General features: G+C 64.7%; 14 protein-coding genes. 9 read left to right on the plus strand and 5 right to left on the minus strand.

Going from position 1 to position 16,836, the window contains the following annotated elements:
• Nucleotides 1-12: 12 nt before the first annotated feature.
• From QA649_RS39920 to QA649_RS39940, 5 genes are all read left to right on the plus strand, one after another.
• A complete protein-coding gene (locus QA649_RS39920; RefSeq protein ID WP_283021936.1) occupies nt 13-639 on the plus strand; it encodes a general stress protein in 627 nt (208 codons plus the stop codon).
• 181 nt (nt 640-820) lie between these two features.
• A complete protein-coding gene (locus tag QA649_RS39925) occupies nt 821-1,906 on the plus strand; it encodes a DUF2855 family protein (RefSeq protein WP_283021937.1) in 1,086 nt (361 codons plus the stop codon).
• A 78-nt stretch (nt 1,907-1,984) separates the two neighbouring features.
• Complete coding sequence (locus tag QA649_RS39930; RefSeq protein WP_283021938.1) at nt 1,985-3,760, plus strand: NAD(P)/FAD-dependent oxidoreductase; 1,776 nt, start codon at nt 1,985-1,987, stop codon at nt 3,758-3,760.
• Nucleotides 3,761-3,891: 131 nt separating this feature from the next.
• Nucleotides 3,892-4,869, plus strand: a complete 978-nt coding sequence (locus QA649_RS39935; protein WP_283021939.1) for a peptidyl-alpha-hydroxyglycine alpha-amidating lyase family protein — start codon at nt 3,892-3,894, stop codon at nt 4,867-4,869.
• Between the two features lie 202 nt (nt 4,870-5,071).
• Nucleotides 5,072-5,629 (plus strand): HNH endonuclease, encoded by a 558-nt coding sequence (locus QA649_RS39940; RefSeq protein ID WP_018646514.1) that lies wholly within the window; start codon nt 5,072-5,074, stop codon nt 5,627-5,629.
• A 9-nt stretch (nt 5,630-5,638) separates the two neighbouring features.
• Here QA649_RS39940 and QA649_RS39945 read toward each other — a convergent pair whose 3' ends face one another.
• Nucleotides 5,639-7,102 carry a GH1 family beta-glucosidase gene (locus QA649_RS39945; RefSeq protein WP_283021940.1) on the minus strand — a complete coding sequence of 488 codons (1,464 nt, stop codon included), beginning with the start codon at nt 7,100-7,102 and terminating at the stop codon, nt 5,639-5,641.
• A gap of 2 nt (nt 7,103-7,104) precedes the next feature.
• Nucleotides 7,105-8,106: a glycoside hydrolase family 16 protein gene (locus QA649_RS39950; protein WP_283021941.1), complete on the minus strand. Its 1,002-nt coding sequence runs from the start codon at nt 8,104-8,106 to the stop codon at nt 7,105-7,107.
• A 242-nt stretch (nt 8,107-8,348) separates the two neighbouring features.
• Here QA649_RS39950 and QA649_RS39955 point away from each other — a divergent pair, with 242 nt between their 5' ends.
• Nucleotides 8,349-9,665: a glycosyltransferase family 87 protein gene (locus QA649_RS39955; RefSeq protein ID WP_283021942.1), complete on the plus strand. Its 1,317-nt coding sequence runs from the start codon at nt 8,349-8,351 to the stop codon at nt 9,663-9,665.
• Here the strand turns inward: QA649_RS39955 and QA649_RS39960 are convergent.
• Nucleotides 9,662-10,543: a DMT family transporter gene (locus QA649_RS39960; protein ID WP_283021943.1), complete on the minus strand. Its 882-nt coding sequence runs from the start codon at nt 10,541-10,543 to the stop codon at nt 9,662-9,664. The two genes, QA649_RS39955 and QA649_RS39960, sit on opposite strands and share 4 nt — an antisense overlap.
• Nucleotides 10,544-10,715: 172 nt before the next feature.
• On the opposite strand from QA649_RS39960, the gene QA649_RS39965 reads away from it, so the two are divergent.
• The 3 genes from QA649_RS39965 (at nt 10,716) to QA649_RS39975 (ending at nt 13,764) form a co-directional block, all read left to right on the plus strand.
• A complete protein-coding gene (locus QA649_RS39965; protein WP_283021944.1) occupies nt 10,716-10,937 on the plus strand; it encodes a dodecin in 222 nt (73 codons plus the stop codon).
• A 181-nt stretch (nt 10,938-11,118) separates the two neighbouring features.
• Nucleotides 11,119-13,023, plus strand: coding sequence for a diguanylate cyclase (locus QA649_RS39970; protein ID WP_283021945.1), 1,905 nt, complete (start codon nt 11,119-11,121; stop codon nt 13,021-13,023).
• Nucleotides 13,024-13,176: 153 nt separating this feature from the next.
• Nucleotides 13,177-13,764 (plus strand): HAD family phosphatase, encoded by a 588-nt coding sequence (locus QA649_RS39975; protein ID WP_349254090.1) that lies wholly within the window; start codon nt 13,177-13,179, stop codon nt 13,762-13,764.
• A 466-nt stretch (nt 13,765-14,230) separates the two neighbouring features.
• On the opposite strand, the gene QA649_RS39980 is transcribed toward QA649_RS39975, so the two are convergent.
• Both QA649_RS39980 and QA649_RS39985 read right to left on the minus strand, forming a co-directional pair.
• Nucleotides 14,231-16,129, minus strand: coding sequence for a TRAP transporter large permease subunit (locus QA649_RS39980; protein ID WP_283026205.1), 1,899 nt, complete (start codon nt 16,127-16,129; stop codon nt 14,231-14,233).
• Nucleotides 16,129-16,797 (minus strand): TRAP transporter small permease subunit, encoded by a 669-nt coding sequence (locus tag QA649_RS39985; RefSeq protein ID WP_283021947.1) that lies wholly within the window; start codon nt 16,795-16,797, stop codon nt 16,129-16,131. The genes QA649_RS39980 and QA649_RS39985 overlap by 1 nt, the downstream gene beginning before the upstream one ends.
• Between the last annotated feature and the right edge of the window lie 39 nt (nt 16,798-16,836).

A 16,836-nucleotide genomic window follows, 5' to 3' on the forward strand; every position in this document is an offset into this window, starting at 1 on the left:
GGAGGATGCAACATGACCACCACCATTTCTCGACTCTATGACAACTATTCGGATGCGGAACGTGCAGTCACCCGTCTCGAGGCCGCCGGAGTGCCGCACTCCGACATCAGCATCGTCGCCAACAATTCCGACAATTGGTACGGCACCTCGACCCGAAAGGTCGATCGCGATCGCGACGGCGTCGACGACCGCGCCGAAGGTGCGGGCACGGGCGCCGGCGTCGGCGCGGGCCTCGGAGGCGCGGCGGGCCTGCTTGCGGGGCTCGGATTGCTGGCTATTCCCGGCCTTGGACCCGTCGTCGCTGCGGGCTGGCTGGCATCGACCGCAGCGGGTGCCGCAGCCGGTGCTGCAACGGGCGGGATCGTCGGCGCGCTGACTGAGGCCGGCGTGTCCAGGGACGATGCGTCGCGCTATGCAGAGGGCGTTCGCAGGGGCGGAACGCTGGTTTCGGCGAAGGTCCCCGATCAGGACCGCTCGCGTCTCGATGCCCTTCTGCACGAGAGGTCGGTGAACCTGCAGGATCGGAGCGCTGCCTGGCAAAAGGCCGGCTGGACTGACTTCGATGCCGCCAGCCCGCCGTTGTCCCCCGATGATGTCGGGCGCGAACGCGAGCTGTATGGCGCGGGCACCCGAAGATAGTCGGCTTGCCACCTGTGGAGTGACAGGCAGTTCAATTCGCAAGAAAGGCTCCGCTGAAGTGGAGCCTTTCCTTTGTGCATGCCCCGCAGCAGCAAACAGCGTTTAAAACTATGTTGAGGTTGCAAACGGGGCGCGCATAGCCGATGAGATGCCGGTGCGGATCAGAGCCGGGATCGACATCATGACAGCCACCGACTTCATCGTTGCACGGGACAATCTCGAAACCTGCAAGACGATCGCAACCGGGCTTCCCGCGGCAGACGCGCTGCCGCAGGATGCGCTGCTGGTGAGGATCGAGCGCTTTGCGTTCACCGCCAACAACATCACCTATGCGGTGATGGGCGACGAGCTGAAATACTGGCAGATCTTTCCCACGACTGAGGGATTCGGCAGCATTCCGGTGTGGGGCTTTGGCGAGGTGATCGCCTCGAACCATCCGAACGTGCCGGTCGGCGAGCGCCTGTTCGGCTATTTCCCGATGGCGACGCATCTCGTGATCGAGGCGACCGACGTCAGCAAGCGGGGCTTGCGCGACGGCGCCGCTCACCGGCAGGGCGTTGCACCCGTCTACAATGCCTATGCGCGCGTCGGCGGCGACCCCGCTTACGCCGGGCGGCAGGGCGACTACCAGGCGCTGCTGCGGCCGCTGTTCATGCTGTCGTTCCTGGTCGACGACTTCCTCGCCGCGAACGACGATTTCGGCGCGCGCGCCGTGCTCCTCTCGAGCGCGTCGAGCAAGACTGCGTTCGGGCTCGCGCATCTGCTTCACACGCGCGGCCGCAAGGCGATCGGCCTGACCTCGTCAGGCAATACCGGCTTTGTCACCTCGCTCGGCTGCTATGACGAGGTCGTCACCTATGACCGCGTGACGTCGCTGCCGTCGGACGCGCCGGTCGCCTTCGTCGACATGGCCGGCAACAGCGCGCTGCGCACCACGCTGCACCGGCATTTCGGCGACCAGATGAAATGCTCGGTACGCGTCGGATTGACGCATCGCGCGACCGATGCCGACGAAGGCGTCCTGCCCGGCGCAAAGCCGCGCTGGTTCTTCGCGCCCGACCACATCCGCAAGCGCGCCAAGGAGTGGGGTCCGGGTGGCATCGAGCAGCGCCTTGGCGCGGCATGGGCCGGCTTCGCGCCGATGTTGGAGCGATGCTTGACCGTGGTCGAGGGCCGCGGGCCCGACGCGGTGCGGCAGGTCTATCTCGACACGCTGCAGGGCCGCATTCCGCCGGAGCAGGGCCATATGCTCTCGCTGCTCGGGTAAAGCGCTTTTGACATGGATTGATCCGGTATAGCGTTCGATCTCAGAGGAAGCGCCGCGAAGACGGCCACGAGGTCGCCAATGCTGGACAGGACGAAGGATATTTCCGTCGCCGCACAGGCCTGGCTCGACGATTTCGAGCGGACGCTGGGCAACCCCGATCGCGAAGCACTCGCCCGCCTATTCGTCGCCGAATGTTTCTGGCGCGATGTGCTGGCACTGAGCTGGAACCTGCAAACGATCGCCGGCCACGACGCAGTCCCTCGGGCGCTGACAGCACTCGCACCAAAGGCCGCGCCGGCCAGTTTCAAGATCGCACCGAACCGCGCGCCGCCGCGCTGGGTGACGCGCGCCGGCACGAACAACATCGAAGCCATCTTCAGTTTCGAGACCGCGATAGGCTGCGGCAGCGGCATCGTGCGGCTCGTCCCTGACGCCGCCGACGGCGACCGCTTGAAGGCATGGACGCTGCTCACCGCCCTCGACGAATTGAAGAGCTTTGAGGAGCAGCTCGGCACCTCGCGGCCGCGCGGCCAGGCCTATTCGCGCGATTTCCGCGGGCCGAACTGGCTCGACCTGCGCAACGCCTCGCGCGACTATTCCGATCGCGACCCGGCCGTGCTGGTGGTTGGCGGCGGCCAGGCCGGGCTCGCGATTGCGGCGCGGCTGAAGCAGCTGATGGTCGACACCCTGATCGTCGATCGCGGGATGCGGATCGGGGACAATTGGCGCAAGCGCTATCACGCGCTCACCCTGCACAACCAGGTGCAGGTCAATCACATGCCCTATATGCCGTTCCCACCGAACTGGCCGGTCTATATTCCCAAGGACAAGCTCGCCAACTGGTTCGAGGCCTATGTCGATGCCATGGAGCTGAACTTCTGGACCGGCACAGAGTTCGAGGGCGGCTCTTACGATGAGACCAAGGGCCACTGGACCGTCACGCTGCGCCGCGCCGACGGCAGCAGACGCACCATGCAGCCACACCATGTGATCATGGCGACCGGGGTCAGCGGCATCGCCAATGTTCCAGACATTCCGACCCTCGACAATTTCAAGGGCACGCTGGTGCATTCCAGCCGCTACGAGGACGGCGAGAACTGGACCGGCAAGCGCGCCATCGTCATCGGCACGGGCAACAGCGGCCACGATATCGCGCAAGATCTTTATTCCAGCGGCGCCGAAGTGACGCTGGTGCAGCGTTCGCCGACGCTGGTCACCAATATCGAGCCGTCGGCGCAGCTGGCCTACGCCCTCTACAATGAGGGCACGCTCGAGGACAACGATCTGATCGCCGCCTCGATGCCGACGCCGCTCGCGAAGAAGACGCATGTGATGCTGACCGAGCAGTCGAAGGCACTCGACAAGGAGCTGCTCGACGGCCTCGCGCGCGTCGGCTTCAAGCTCGACTTCGGCGAGGCCGGCACCGGCTGGCAGTTCAAATATCTTACCCGCGGCGGCGGCTATTATTTCAACGTCGGCTGCTCCAACCTGATCGTCGAGGGCGCGGTCAAGCTCAGGCAGTTTTCCGACATCGAGCGCTTCGTCGCCGAGGGCGCGCGGATGACGGACGGCTCGACCATTGCCGCTGATCTGATCGTGCTCTCCACCGGCTACAAGCCGCAGGACTACCTGGTGCGAAAGCTGTTCGGCGACGGCATCGCCGACCGCGTCGGCCCGATCTGGGGCTTTGGCGACGGCTTCGAGCTGCGCAACATGTACACGCGCACCGGGCAACCCGGCCTCTGGTTCATCGCCGGCAGCCTCGCGCAATGCCGCATCAACTCGAAATACCTCGCGCTCCAGATCAAGGCGATCGAGGAAGGGATGTTGGGGCGCGAGGTTGGTGCAACTTGAGCCCCCGTCATTTGCGAGCAGCGAAGCAATCCAGGCTGTCTCCGCGGAAAGATTCTGGATTGCTTCGCTGCGCTCGCAATGGCGAAGCGGATGCAGGCGAGCACGACAGAGACAGCGAAAGGAACACACCCATGCCGGCCATTCTCGGCAGCGGCGAGCACCGCTACCGCGTCGTCGAAAATTTTGCGAAACTGCCCGACGGCTGGACGCTGACCGACGTCGCCTCGGTCGCCGTCGACAGCAAGGACCGCATCTACGTCTTCAATCGCGGCGCCCATCCGATGGTGGTGCTGGACCGCGAGGGTAATTTTCTCCGTAGTTGGGGCGAAGGCCTGTTCTCCCGTGCGCACGGCCTTCACATCGATGCCGACGACAATCTCTACTGCACCGACGACGGCGACCACACGGTGCGCAAATGCACCACGGACGGCAAGGTACTGCTGACGATCGGCATCCCCGCAAAGCCGGCGCCGTTCATGAGCGGCGAGCCGTTCCACCGCTGCACCCATACCGCGCTGTCGCCGAAGGGCGAGATCTACGTCTCGGACGGCTATGGCAATGCGCGCGTGCACAAGTTCACGCCCGACGGCAAGCTGATCAAGAGCTGGGGCGAGCCGGGCACCGACCCCGGCCAGTTCAACATCGTGCACAATATCGCCACCGATGCCGACGGCTGGGTCTATGTCGCCGACCGTGAGAACCACCGCGTGCAGGTGTTCGACGGCGAAGGCAAGTACGAGACGCAGTGGAACAACCTTCACCGGCCCTGCGCGCTGTGCTGCTGCGGTGGGGCCAAGCGCCCGACCTTCGTCATCGGCGAGCTCGGTCCCGGCCTCGACATCAACCGTAATGTGCCCAATCTCGGCCCGCGGCTGTCGATCGTTGATGCGCAGGGCAAACGCATCGCACGTCTTGGCGGCGAGGAAGGTCCGGGTGTTGCCAACGGCAGGTTCCTGGCGCCGCACGGCATCGCGCTGGATTCGAAGGGCGACATCTATGTCGGCGAGGTCGGCGTCACCAACTGGAAGACGAGCTTTCCGGACGAGGAGATGCCGCCCGTGGTGCGCGCGACGCGGTGCCTGCAGAAGCTGGAGCGGGTGCCGGAATGAGATATCGGCGACCGCCCAGCGGTTCCGGCCGGCCTCGCCCGCCCCTCCCCGAATCACGGCGTTTTTGGGCGCTTCGCCACCCCGCCGCCGCATTGGCCGCGGCTGAATAAGTCGCTCAACGGGCTTCACAATCCCGTCACGCTGCATGTAGTATGTCAGTACATGCTGCTTCGCAGCGTATATTGGAGGCCGGGAGCGTTACTTGAACGCACATGTCTCGCAAGGCAGTTGGCCGGTGTTGGTGCTGAATGCGGACTTCCGGCCGCTGAGTTACTACCCACTGTCTCTGTGGTCGTGGCAGGACGCGATCAAGGCGGTGTTCCTCGACCGCGTCAACATCGTCGCCCATTACGACCAGGCGGTTCGAAGTCCGACGTTAGAGATGCAATTACCGAGCGTCGTTTCGCTCAAATCCTTCGTCAAGCCGACCACCCATCCTGCCTTTACCCGGTTCAACGTCTTCCTCCGCGACCGCTTCAATTGCCAATATTGCGGCTCGCCCGAAGACCTCACCTTCGATCACATCATCCCGCGCAGCAAAGGCGGCCAGACTACCTGGGAAAACGTGGTCGCCGCGTGCTCGCCGTGTAACCTCCGCAAGGGCAACCTCACCCCGGCGCAGGCAAAAATGTTTCCGCGCCAGAGCGCGTTCGCCCCGACCGTGCACCAGCTCCACCGCAACGGCCGGCTGTTCCCGCCGAACTATCTGCATGATAGCTGGCTGGACTACCTGTACTGGGATACGGAGCTGGATCCGTAGGATCTGGTCTCAAACCCCGATCGCATTCCGCGCCACCACGTCGCGATAGAATGCCGCGCTCAGCTTCGGCACCCTCGCCTGCGTCTCGAAGTCGACCCGATAGAGGCCGAACCGCTTCCCGTAGCCAAAAATCCATTCAAAATTGTCCATCAGGCTCCAGAGGAAATAGCCGCGGATCGGCACACCCTCGCTGATCGCGCGCTGCATCTGGGTCAGGTAGTTGCGCAGGAACATGATGCGGTCGAGATCGTAGACCTGGCCGTCGCTGGCGATCCTGTCCTCGGACGAGGTGCCGTTCTCGCTGATGTAGATATTGTCGATGTTCCAGATTTTTGCGGCAAGGCGCGGGGCCCAGTAGATCACCTCTGGGCCGACCCGCAGCCATTCCGAATTCATGTGCGGGAATGAGGTCGGGAACGGCAGCACGTGGAAGCCCGGCGCGCGGTCGGCGGCGGTGACGTAGAACTGCGGCGCGTAGATGTTGAGGCCGACGAAATCGTTCGGCGTGCCGATGATCTTCAACTCCTCCGCGGTGAATTTCGGCGCGTTCGCGCCGGCATAAGCAAGAAAGCCGTCGGTGTACTTTCCCTCCAGCACCACGCCGAGGAAGCCGGCATTGAGCTCGCGCGTCGCGATCTCGGCGGCGCGGATGTTGTCCGGCGTCGCGATCGCCGGCACGCAGGCGGCGATGTTCTCGGCTGCGCCAACGCGGGTGCCGGCCCGCCCGGAGGCGCGGATCGCCTGCACGGCAAGCCCGTGCGCCAGCGCGACGTGATGGCGGGCCTGGTTGAGCTGCGCGGTCGGCAGCTTCAGGCCGGGCGCGTCGATGCCCCAGCCATAGCCGAAATTCACAAAGCGCCCGACCTCGTTCACGGTGAAGACGGTCTTGACGCGATCGGTCAGGCGTGCGGCGACATAGCCGGCGTAATCGGCGAAGGCCTTCGAGGTGTCGCTCGACTGCCAGCCGCCGACGCGGTCCTGCAGCGCCTGCGGCAGGTCCCAGTGATAGAGCGTCGCATAGGGTGTGATGCCGTTCGCGAGCAGCTCGTCGACGAGGCGGTCGTAGAAATCGAGCCCTTTCGGATTGGGCTGGCCGGCTCCCTCCGGGAATACGCGTGGCCAGGCGATGGAGAAACGATAGGCCTTGACGCCGAGCGCCTTGATCAGCGCGACGTCCTGCTTGTAGCGGTGATAGTGCTCGTTGGCGCGGTCACCGGTCGAGCCGTCCTCGATCTTGCCGGGCGTGTGGCTGAAGATGTCCCAGATCGATTTGCCGCGGCCGTCCTCGTTGACGGCGCCCTCGATCTGGTAGGACGAGGTCGCCGTGCCCCACAGAAAATCCTTCGGGAAAGGCGCGCGGCGATCGATCGATGCCGGCGCTTCACTCTCCGCGGCCTTGGCGCCTGTCGCGGCGCCGAGTGCGGCAAGGCCGGCGAGCATGGCAAATTCGCGCCGCGAGACATCAGCTGACATCGCTATCTCCGCGCCTGCTCCATATCGATCTGATAGACGGAAATCCTGTCGATCTCGAAGGCCACGTTCGGCGGCGATTCTGCGTCGACCGGCCCTACGCCAACAAAGAACTTCGATCCGATCGCCAGGTTGACGATCATGTACATGGGATCGTCGAAGCCGATCGGCACCTTGATGTCGGATACCGGCCGACGGTCGATGAAATAGACCAGGCGATCCTCCTCCCACAGCACACCGAAATTGTGGAAGGTGTTCGAAGCATCGCCGACTGCGAAATCGAAGCCGCAGGACTGGATCTTCTGGGTCGACGGGACCCGCCAGTGCGTGGTCATCACGAGGTCCCCAGGCCGCTCGCCGCGGCCCTCCAGCACGTCGACCTCCGGCGGCCAGCCGCCGTCGTCCGCCAGCATCCAGAAGGCAGGCCACACCGCATGGCCGACCGGGACTTTTGCGCGGATCTCGAAATAGCCGTGCTTCTGCGCGAACGATCCCTGCGTCGTCAGGATCCCCGAGATGTACTCGTTATTGAACAGAACGGATTTCAATTCCTGCGGCGTGCGGCTGGCGACGATGGAGAGCACGCCGTCCTTGACCTTGAACGGATCGAGCCCGAGCGGCGCCGCCCCGCGGCCGGCGTAACGCGGATCGACATAGATCTGCTGCTCGCCGTTGGCACTGGTCTTGCGCTTGAAGTCGGAGCCGTCGCCGCCCCAGTAGCGCGCCTCCGGCCATGCCGCGCCGCCGGCATAGTGCGGCACCCAGCGACCTGTCGCGAGCGGATGCTCGTTGAAATCGTCGTTGAATGTCCGGCGCAGCGTCAGGAACGCGAGCGACGTGGGATTGACCGTCTCCAGCCTGCGGCACTCGATCGTGGATGGATCGGTCGTCACCTGCAGCGACATCGTGCCGGGCGCGTCACCGAGATCGTCCTGCGCGACGACAGGCGCAGGCACGGCCGACAGACCGATCGCAACCAGAGCGCCCTTCGTCCAACGGTCGATCATCACCGCACATCGAACATGCCAGGAAACCTCAGTGAAATTAGCTTGCCTGTCCCTGAACGGGCAAGCGCACCCATCCGACGCCCGCGGGCGATTTCGCAAAGACATCTCGACCGCTCACACCAATCGGCCGGGAAGCGTGTCATCCGGCTCAAGCCTGATGACGAATCCGGGCAGATTCTCGCGCCAGGGACCGCTCCGCCGCCGAAATCCTTCCGGATTCCTTACCGTCCCTTAAGCCTCCAATGGCAGCCTTGCAGGGATCTGCGGACCTGCCCGGCCGGTCCGTCAGGTATGAGGTTGCCGCCGCCATGCTCGCCGAAACACTGGAAGGAGTTCGGTTCTCGCCGTCGAAACGGGCGACCTATGTGCGTCTCGTGCTGGCCGCGCTGACGGCGATCGTCGCCTTCAAGACCTTCTGGTTCGCCCGCTGGGGCGGCTGGACTGACCGCAAGCTCGCCGATTTCGACGCCTTCCATATTGTCGCACAGCGCATCTGGCGCGGCGACCTCGACCAAGTCTATCACTTCGAGGCCCTGCTGAAGATGCAGATGGAGGCCGCCGGGGGCGCGACCGGCTTCATGCCCTGGACCTATCCGCCGCAATACGATCTCCTGCTTGCGCCGTTCGCATTGCTGCCGGTCGGCCTCGCCTATCTGCTGTTCACGGCCGCAACACTCGCGCTCTACCTCGCGGTGCTGCGCAAGATAGCGGACGTAAATTTCGCGCCGGTGCTGGTGATCCTGTTTCCGGCGCTGGCGATCACCATCGGCGCCGGACAGAACGGCTTTCTCACCGGCGCGCTGATCGCGCTGGTCTGCCTCAACGTCGAACGGCGGCCGCTTCTCGCCGGCCTTGCCCTCGGCGCCATGGTGATCAAGCCGCACCTTGCCATCGCCGTCGGCGTCTATCTGCTGGCGACGCGGCGCTGGGTCGCGCTCGCGACCGCCGCAGCCGTTGTGCTGGCGAGCTCGCTGCTCTGCACGCTCCTGTTCGGCTGGCAGATCTGGACGGCCTGGCTGGGCGCGATCAGGGAATCGGCGAGCTATCTCGAGCAGGGCTCCTATCCGCTCTATCGCATGGTCTCGGCCTATGCCGCGCTCTACGAAGCCGGCCTTCCGGCAAATATCGCCTTTTGGGGCCAGGTGACCGTTGCAGGGCTGGCCTTGCTCGCCGTCCTCATCGGCACGGCACGGGGCACGTCGTCCAGATTCGCGCTTGGCATTGCGGTGATGGTGTCGGTGATGATCAGCCCTTATGCCTATGATTACGACTTGCCGATGCTGGGCATCGGTCTTGCTCTGATCCTGCCCGATCTCACCGGGCTCACGGGCCCGCGCGAGCGCAGCTGGATGTACGGATTGATCCTGCTCGCCGGCGCCTATGGACTGCTACAGTCGGCGCGGCTGCAAGTCGATCAGACAGCCGATCCCAGTCGGCATTTCACACCCGCCATTGGCGGCTTCGCGTTGATGGCACTACTGCTTTTCCTGCTCGGACTGCTGTGGAGACGGACACAGCCTGCACCGGCCTCGCCGCAGGCCGCGCAACATCACGTCTAGGCGCGCTGCAATGCCAGCGTCACGCCGCCGAGCGTGAGTGCCATCGCCGCCCATTCGCGCAGGCCCAGCGGCTCGCCGAGGATGATTGCGGCGGAGATCACGCCGATCACGGGGACAATCAGCATGCCGGTCGAGGCCGCGGTCGGCGGCAGCCGGCGCAGCGTCTCGAACCAGGTGACGTAGCAGAGGCCCATCGGCACCAGCGTCATGTAGACGAAGCAGCCGAGGCCCAGCGGGGTGATCGCCGAGACGTCCGGGTGCTCGAACAGCACGCCGAGAAGCAGCATGGTGGCGCAGCCGAGCCCGACCTGCCAGGCGACGACGACCAGCGGCGGCATCGGCAGCGGCTTGCGATTGAGCACGTTGCCGAGCGCGAACAGGATGGCGCAGAGCAGCGCCAGGACGATGCCCAAGAGCTTGTCGGCGCCGAAGGCCAAGCCGTGGCGGCTCAGCAGCAACGCAACGCCGGCGACGCCGAGGGCGAGCCCGAAACCATCGCGCACGGTCGGCCGGGTGTGCAGCACGGGCCAGGCGAACAGCATGGCCCAGATCGGCATGGTGTAGGCGAGCAGTGCCCCTTCGCTCACGGTCACGTATTTCATCGCGACCGTGCCGAGCCCCATCCAGGCAAAGACATTGGTGAGGGTCGCAAACAGCAGCCGCGGGATCGTCTCCCGCGGCACGGCAAACGCCTCCTTCCGGCTCAGCGCCAGCATCCCGAGAATGACCGCGGCGCAGACACCGGCGAGCCCGCGGGCGAACAAGGGCGGCCATTGCTGGAGCAACAGCTTCATCAGCGGCCAGTTCAGCGCCCAGCCGAACGCCGTCACGCAGAGGCAGAGAGAGCCGATCGTCCTGTCGCGCCGCGCCGAATCCATGTCTAGCGCTTAGCAGGCGGACGCTGGCCGCTCCACCTCGGCTGGCGCATCCAGGCCATCGCAAAGCAGGGAACCCGAAGCCAGGCCGCCCGTTCACAGGGGAGGCCCGACGCTTTCGGATACACCGCGGGAGCGGTATCCGGGCCCGCCACAGCACAAGGGGAGACGCCTCATGCCCACCGCCGAGAAGGACCACGTCTACAAGATCCTGGAGCTGGTCGGATCATCCGAGACCTCGATCGAGGATGCGATCAACAACGCGATCGGTCGCGCCGCCAAGACCGTCCGCGAGATGAAATGGTTCGAGGTGGTGCAGACGCGCGGTCACATCGAGAACAATTCCGTGCGCCACTACCAGGTGACGCTGCGGGTCGGATTTACGCTGGAGGGATGACGCGGCCGATGCCGGGCAAAACCGTCACGCCGCGGCAGCGTGGTTAACATCTGCCGACGAGAGACGATCAAGATCTATCGACCCGACCCGGTTGAATACGGACCGCGCACAATCATCGCGGATATTGCAACAGGCCGTTAAGTCCAAAGTGCGAGGTTTGCTCCGATTTGGAGCAAGCCTGATGGTCACGAGCCGCGAACTCGGCAAGACGCGCCTTCCGCTCTGGGCGGCGGGTTTCGTCGTGCTGATCTGCGTGACGATCCTCGGCTTGAGCGCCTGGCGCGAATGGGAGACGCGGAATGCCGATCTCAGGAACGCCGAGATCGACATGGCAAATCTCGCGCATTCGCTGATTCAGCACGCGGACGACACGTTCGAGCTCGCCGATACGATCCTGGTCGGGCTGGTTCATCGTCTCGAACTCGACGGGATGGGTCCCGACACGATCGAGAAGCTCCAGACCTATCTGCCGACCCGCAAATCATCGGACCGCATCCGCGGCATCTTCGTCTATGACGAGACCGGCCGCTGGCTCGCCACCACCGAGCAAATCGATTTCTCCAGACTCAACAACAGCGACCGCGAATATTTCCAGCGGCACCGCGACTCCGCGGAAAAGGGCACGTTGATCGGGCGGCCCATCAAGAGCCGCGCCGGCGGTCAGTGGATCATCACTGCGTCGCGCCGGATCGACCGCCCCGACGGCAGCTTCGCCGGCGTCGCCCTGCTCACGATCGACGTCGCCTATTTCGTCAAATTCTACGAGCGCTTCGACGTCGGGCCGAACGGCTCGGCATCGCTGCTGAACAATGACGGCATCATGCTGGCGCGCAGTCGGGACGAGAGCGGCGCCTTCGTCGGGCGCGACCTGTCGAATGCGCCGCTGTTCAGAGAGTGGAAAAACCGGCCGACCGCGGCCGTCTACTATTTCAAGTCGCCGCTCGATAGCGTGCAGCGGCTGAGCTACTACCAGCGCAGCAGCCGCTATCCGCTGATGGTGCTGGCGAGCAAGTCGCAAGACGATGTGCTGACGCCCTGGCGACGCGCGGCGGTCACGCGCGTGACCTTCGTCCTCGGACTCGTCCTGTTGATCGCGGTGATCGGCTACTATCTGGTCCGGCAGCTGTCGCAGCGCCAGCGCATGGCACAGGCGCTGGCCGCCAACGAAGCCCATTTCCGCCTGCTTGCCGAGCAATCCAGCGATATGGTGACCCGGATCGGGCTGGATAACCGCCTGCTCTACGTCTCTCCATCATGCCAGCGCATGATAGGCTGGTCGCCCGACGAGCTTCTCGGCAAGTCGGCCGTGGCCGGCATCCACGAGGAGGACATGGAACGGGTCGAGCAGGCCGTCACCGCGCTGAAGAACGGCGAGGCCGAGGAGGCGAGGTTCGTCTACCGCCAACGCCATCGCCAGAACGGCGATATCTGGGTCGAAGCGGCCCTGCACGTGACACGGGCTTCCGACAGCGGCGAGATCGACGGCGTCGTTGCGGTCGTGCGCGACATGACCGAGCAGAAGGACCTTCAGGACAAGCTCGCCGCGCTTGCAACGACCGACGGCCTCACCGGCCTTGCCAACCGGCGCACGTTCGACGAACGCCTCACCGATGAATGGGCGCGCGCGCGGCGCGACGGCACCCAGCTTTCGCTCCTGCTGATCGATGTCGATCATTTCAAGAAGTTCAACGACCATTACGGGCATCTAGCGGGCGACGGGTGCCTTCGCGCGCTGAGCCGGATTCTATCCGCTCACGCCAGGCGCCCCGCCGATCTCGCCGCCCGCTACGGCGGCGAGGAGTTCGCCGTGCTGTTGCCGGACACCGGCCCGGACGGCTGCGCCGAGGTCGGCGAAGCGATTCGCCACGCGCTGCGCGATCTCGCCATGCTGCATGCGCAAAACCCGCCCTCTCGCCTGGTGACCGTCAGCGTAGGCGCCGCGGCAAGCCTCCCATCGGAAACCACTGCGGACTCCAGCACGCTGGTCGCTGCCGCCGACCGCGCGCTCTACGCCGCCAAGGACAGCGGCCGTGACCGGCTGGTGATGTCGGGACAGGTCGTCGCCTGGCCGGCGAAGACCGCGTGACGGGATCGACCTCTCACCAGGCGCAGCGAACGCAAGAGACAGTCCCGGGTTTGTCCTCAGTACTCTGGCGCGATATGACTGCAGTCGCGGCCGGATGTCGGCCAATCCAAGAGTGCTGTTGTGACCGACGGAATCAAGCTCGTCCTATTCGACATGGACAACGTGCTCTGCGACTATGACAGGGCCAAGCGCGTCGCCTGTCTGGCGGAGCTGGCGGGGACGACCAGCGAATTCATCCACGAGGCGATCTGGGACAGCGGCTTCGAGGCGCTCGGCGATTCCGGCGCGCTCGATGCTGCGGATTACCTGCGAGGCTTCGGCGAACGCATGCGCTATCCACTGTCGCTCGACGAGTGGGTGGAGGCGCGGCGCCGTTCGATGCAGGCGAATTCCGCGATGCTGGAGATCGTCCGCCGCCTGCGCAAGACCGTCGATGTTGCCATCCTCACCAACAACACCACGCTGGTCGCCGACCATATCGACGCGCTGCTGCCCGATCTGCGTCCGCTGTTCGGCTCGAGGATCTACGCCTCGGCCCGGTTCAAGACCGCGAAACCGGACCCGCGCTGCTATCGCCGCTGCCTGTCCGAGCTCAACGCGCTGCCGCAGACCGTGCTGTTCGTCGACGATCTCACGGCCAATGTTGCCGGCGCGCGCGAGGCGGGGCTGTTCGCGCATCAGCACACGTCGATGGAGGCGTTCAGGCAGGCCCTTTCGCAATATGGCCTGCTTCATGGATGAATATGCGTAACATCGTAACGCCGGTGAAGGCTCCAGGCAGGCTCGGCCCCCGGCGCGATCACCTGTCGTGATTGGGGACCCATTCCTCCGCGGTCGAGTCCCAATGATGGGTATCGTCGAAGTGCCGCCACGGGGGCTGCTGTGGTTTGGGCTCGGCGGGCTTGTTCCGCGGTTGGGGCATGAGCGCGCCAAGCCTCATCGTCCAGTCACGGGCGCTCTGTTCCCAGTACGGCCTGTTGAAGGGCGTCAGCATCGGGGCCTCCTAAGAAGCGCGGCCATTCTAGCACCATCGGGGGCATGTGGTGTAGGATGCTTCACAGTCCGAAATGTTTTTTTCCGCTTACCCCTTCGCCCAAGAAGCGGCCGGGGGACCCATGCCGCCCGTGGAAGCGTCGAACGCGGGGGCGACGGCCTTCGTTTCGAGGGGCCGTTTTCCATGCCGGCGAAGCACCAAGACGTCCGATGCTCAACTTCCGTACAGATAGTTCGGCAGCCATAGCGTCAGGCCGGGCCAGATGTACATGAATACCATGCAGACGATCACGATCAGCATGTAGGGCATCATGCCGGAGAAGATCTGGTTGAGCGTGACGTGCTTTGGCGCCACGCCCTTCAGATAGAACGCCGACATCGCCACGGGCGGCGACAGGAATGCGGCTTGGAGGTTGACGAAGACCAGCACGCCCCACAGGACCGGATCGATGTTGAAGTGCTTCAGCATCGGCAGGAAGATCGGCACGAAGATCACGATGATCTCGGTCCATTCCAGCGGCCAGCCGAGCAGGAAGATGATCGCCTGCGACAGGATCATGAACTGGACCGGCGACATGTTGAGCGAGAGCACCCAGCTCTCGAGGAGCGCCTGGCCGCCGAGGATCGCGAACACCGCCGAGAACAGCGCCGAGCCCACGAACAGCCAGCACACCATCGAGGTGGTCTTGGCGGTCAGGAACACCGCCTCCTTGGTGCGCTTCCAGTCCAGCGTCCGGGCCTGGAATGCGAGCAGGAAGGCGCCGGCCGCGCCCACTGCCGCCGATTCCGTCGCGGTGGTGATGCCGAACAGGATCACGGCGAGCACGACCACGGTCAGGATGCCGAGGGGCATCACCGACATGACCAGGAGCCGCAGCACCTCGAACTGCTCGGCCTCCATGGTCCAGTAATAATAGAGCAGCATGAGCGCGCAGATGCCGGCGACGACCGCAAAATAAGTATAGAACTCGGGCGGCGGTCCGGACTCCGCGGGCGCGGCCGTGGTCTTGCCCCGCAGTTCGGCACTGCCCATCTGCTGGAGCACCTCGGGCTCGTTCGTGGTGGACCTCTCCGACCGGCTGGCGGCGCCGCCGAGCTCCTCGAGCTTTTCTTCGGCGCTCTCCTGCTGCTGGGCGCCCGCGCCGAGCGGCTGGAGCGTCTCCTCCGCGCGCGGCTGTTGCTGCGTCGCGGCCGCGACCGGCGCTTGAATGTCAGCCTGCTGGTGGATCACGACATACCACCAGGTGACCCAGAGCGTTGCGAGCGTGAGCAGCAGCGGCACCAGCGCGTAGCCGAGGCTCCTCACCAGCGTCGGGTAGGTGACGCGGGCGCCATCGACCCCGGCATTGACGATCCTGGCAGGCGCCAGCAGCGCCGCAACGAGCGCCGGCAGAACTTTGCGCGAATAGGCTTGCTGCAGCGTGGCGAGCCACGGACGGACCGGAACCTTGATTTCGCTTTCGGGAAGCTTCGGCGCAATCTTCGGATTGAGCAGCGCCCAGCCGACGATGTAGACGAGATAGAGGAAGGCCAGGAAGAAGCCCGGAAACATCGCCGCCGCGTAGAGCTTCACCACCGACTGTCCGGCCACGGCCGCGTAGACGATGATCATCACCGAGGGCGGAATCAGGATGCCGAGCGTGCCGCCGGCGGTGATGACGCCGGAGGCGAGCTTGACGTCATAGCCGGCCTTCAGCATCGGATTGAAGGCGATGACGCCCATCAATACCACGACCGCGCCGACGAGCCCGCTTGCGATGCCCCAGAACGTGCAGACAATCAGCGTCGCCACCGCGAGCGAGGCAGGCACGCGGCGGAAGGCGAGCTGGATCGAGTAGAACATCTTGTCGACCAGCGCGCCGCGCTCCATGACGTAGCCCATCAGCACGAACAAAGGGATCGAGATCAGGACGTCGTTGGTCATCGCACCATAGGTGCGCTGAACCATCAGGTCGAAGATGTGATTGTCTCCCCAGGCTTCGCCCGCCCGGTGATAGGCGAAGAAGCCGAAGAACATGCCGAGCCCCATCAGGGTGAAGGCGGTCGGAAAGCCCATCATGATCACGACCACGATGAGGAGGAGCATCAAGAGTCCGAGTGCCGGATCGCTGATCATCCCTGCAGGTCTCCGCCCATGCCGCGCTGCCGCGCGCTTTCCTCAATGTCCTGCGCGCGTGCGATCGCGGCCGTCCGCGCCTCTTCGTCGACATGCTCGCTGTGCGCAAGCTGCTCCTCGATGACGTCGATTTCGGAGACATCGGCGAGCCGGCTCGGCCAGGTCCCCGTCTTGAGACAGAGCACGCAGCGGGCGATTTCGGCTACACCCTGCAGCAGCACCAGAGCGCCTGCGAGCGGAATCATGAACTTGAAGTGGTAGACCGGCGGTCCTTCGGCGGTGACGTTGGAATGCTCGTTGATGCGCCAGGAATCCAGCGCATAGTCCCATCCCGCGTAGACCAGCGCGGCGATGCCGGGCAGGAAGAATGCGAAGTACAGCACGAGATCGAGGCTCGCCTGGGTGCGCGGCCGCATCGAGGAGTAGAGGAAGTCGCCGCGAACATGCGCGTTCTGGGCCAGCGTATAGGCGCCCGCGATCATGAACAGGGTGCCATACAGCATGTTCGAGGCGTCGAAGATCCAGGCGGTCGGCATGTTGAGCATATAACGCTTGAAGACCTCGGCGCAGACCAGCGCCATCAGGCCCACGACCAGCCAGGCCGCGACCTTGCCGGTCCACGTGCTGATCGCGTCAATGGTGTACAGAAGGCGCTGCGAATTCATGTGCGTTGCCACCGCCAATCCTGGCGTCACTGCTGCCTA

Source organism: Bradyrhizobium sp. CB1717 (genome assembly GCF_029714325.1).
Taxonomy (GTDB): Bacteria; Pseudomonadota; Alphaproteobacteria; order Rhizobiales; family Xanthobacteraceae; genus Bradyrhizobium.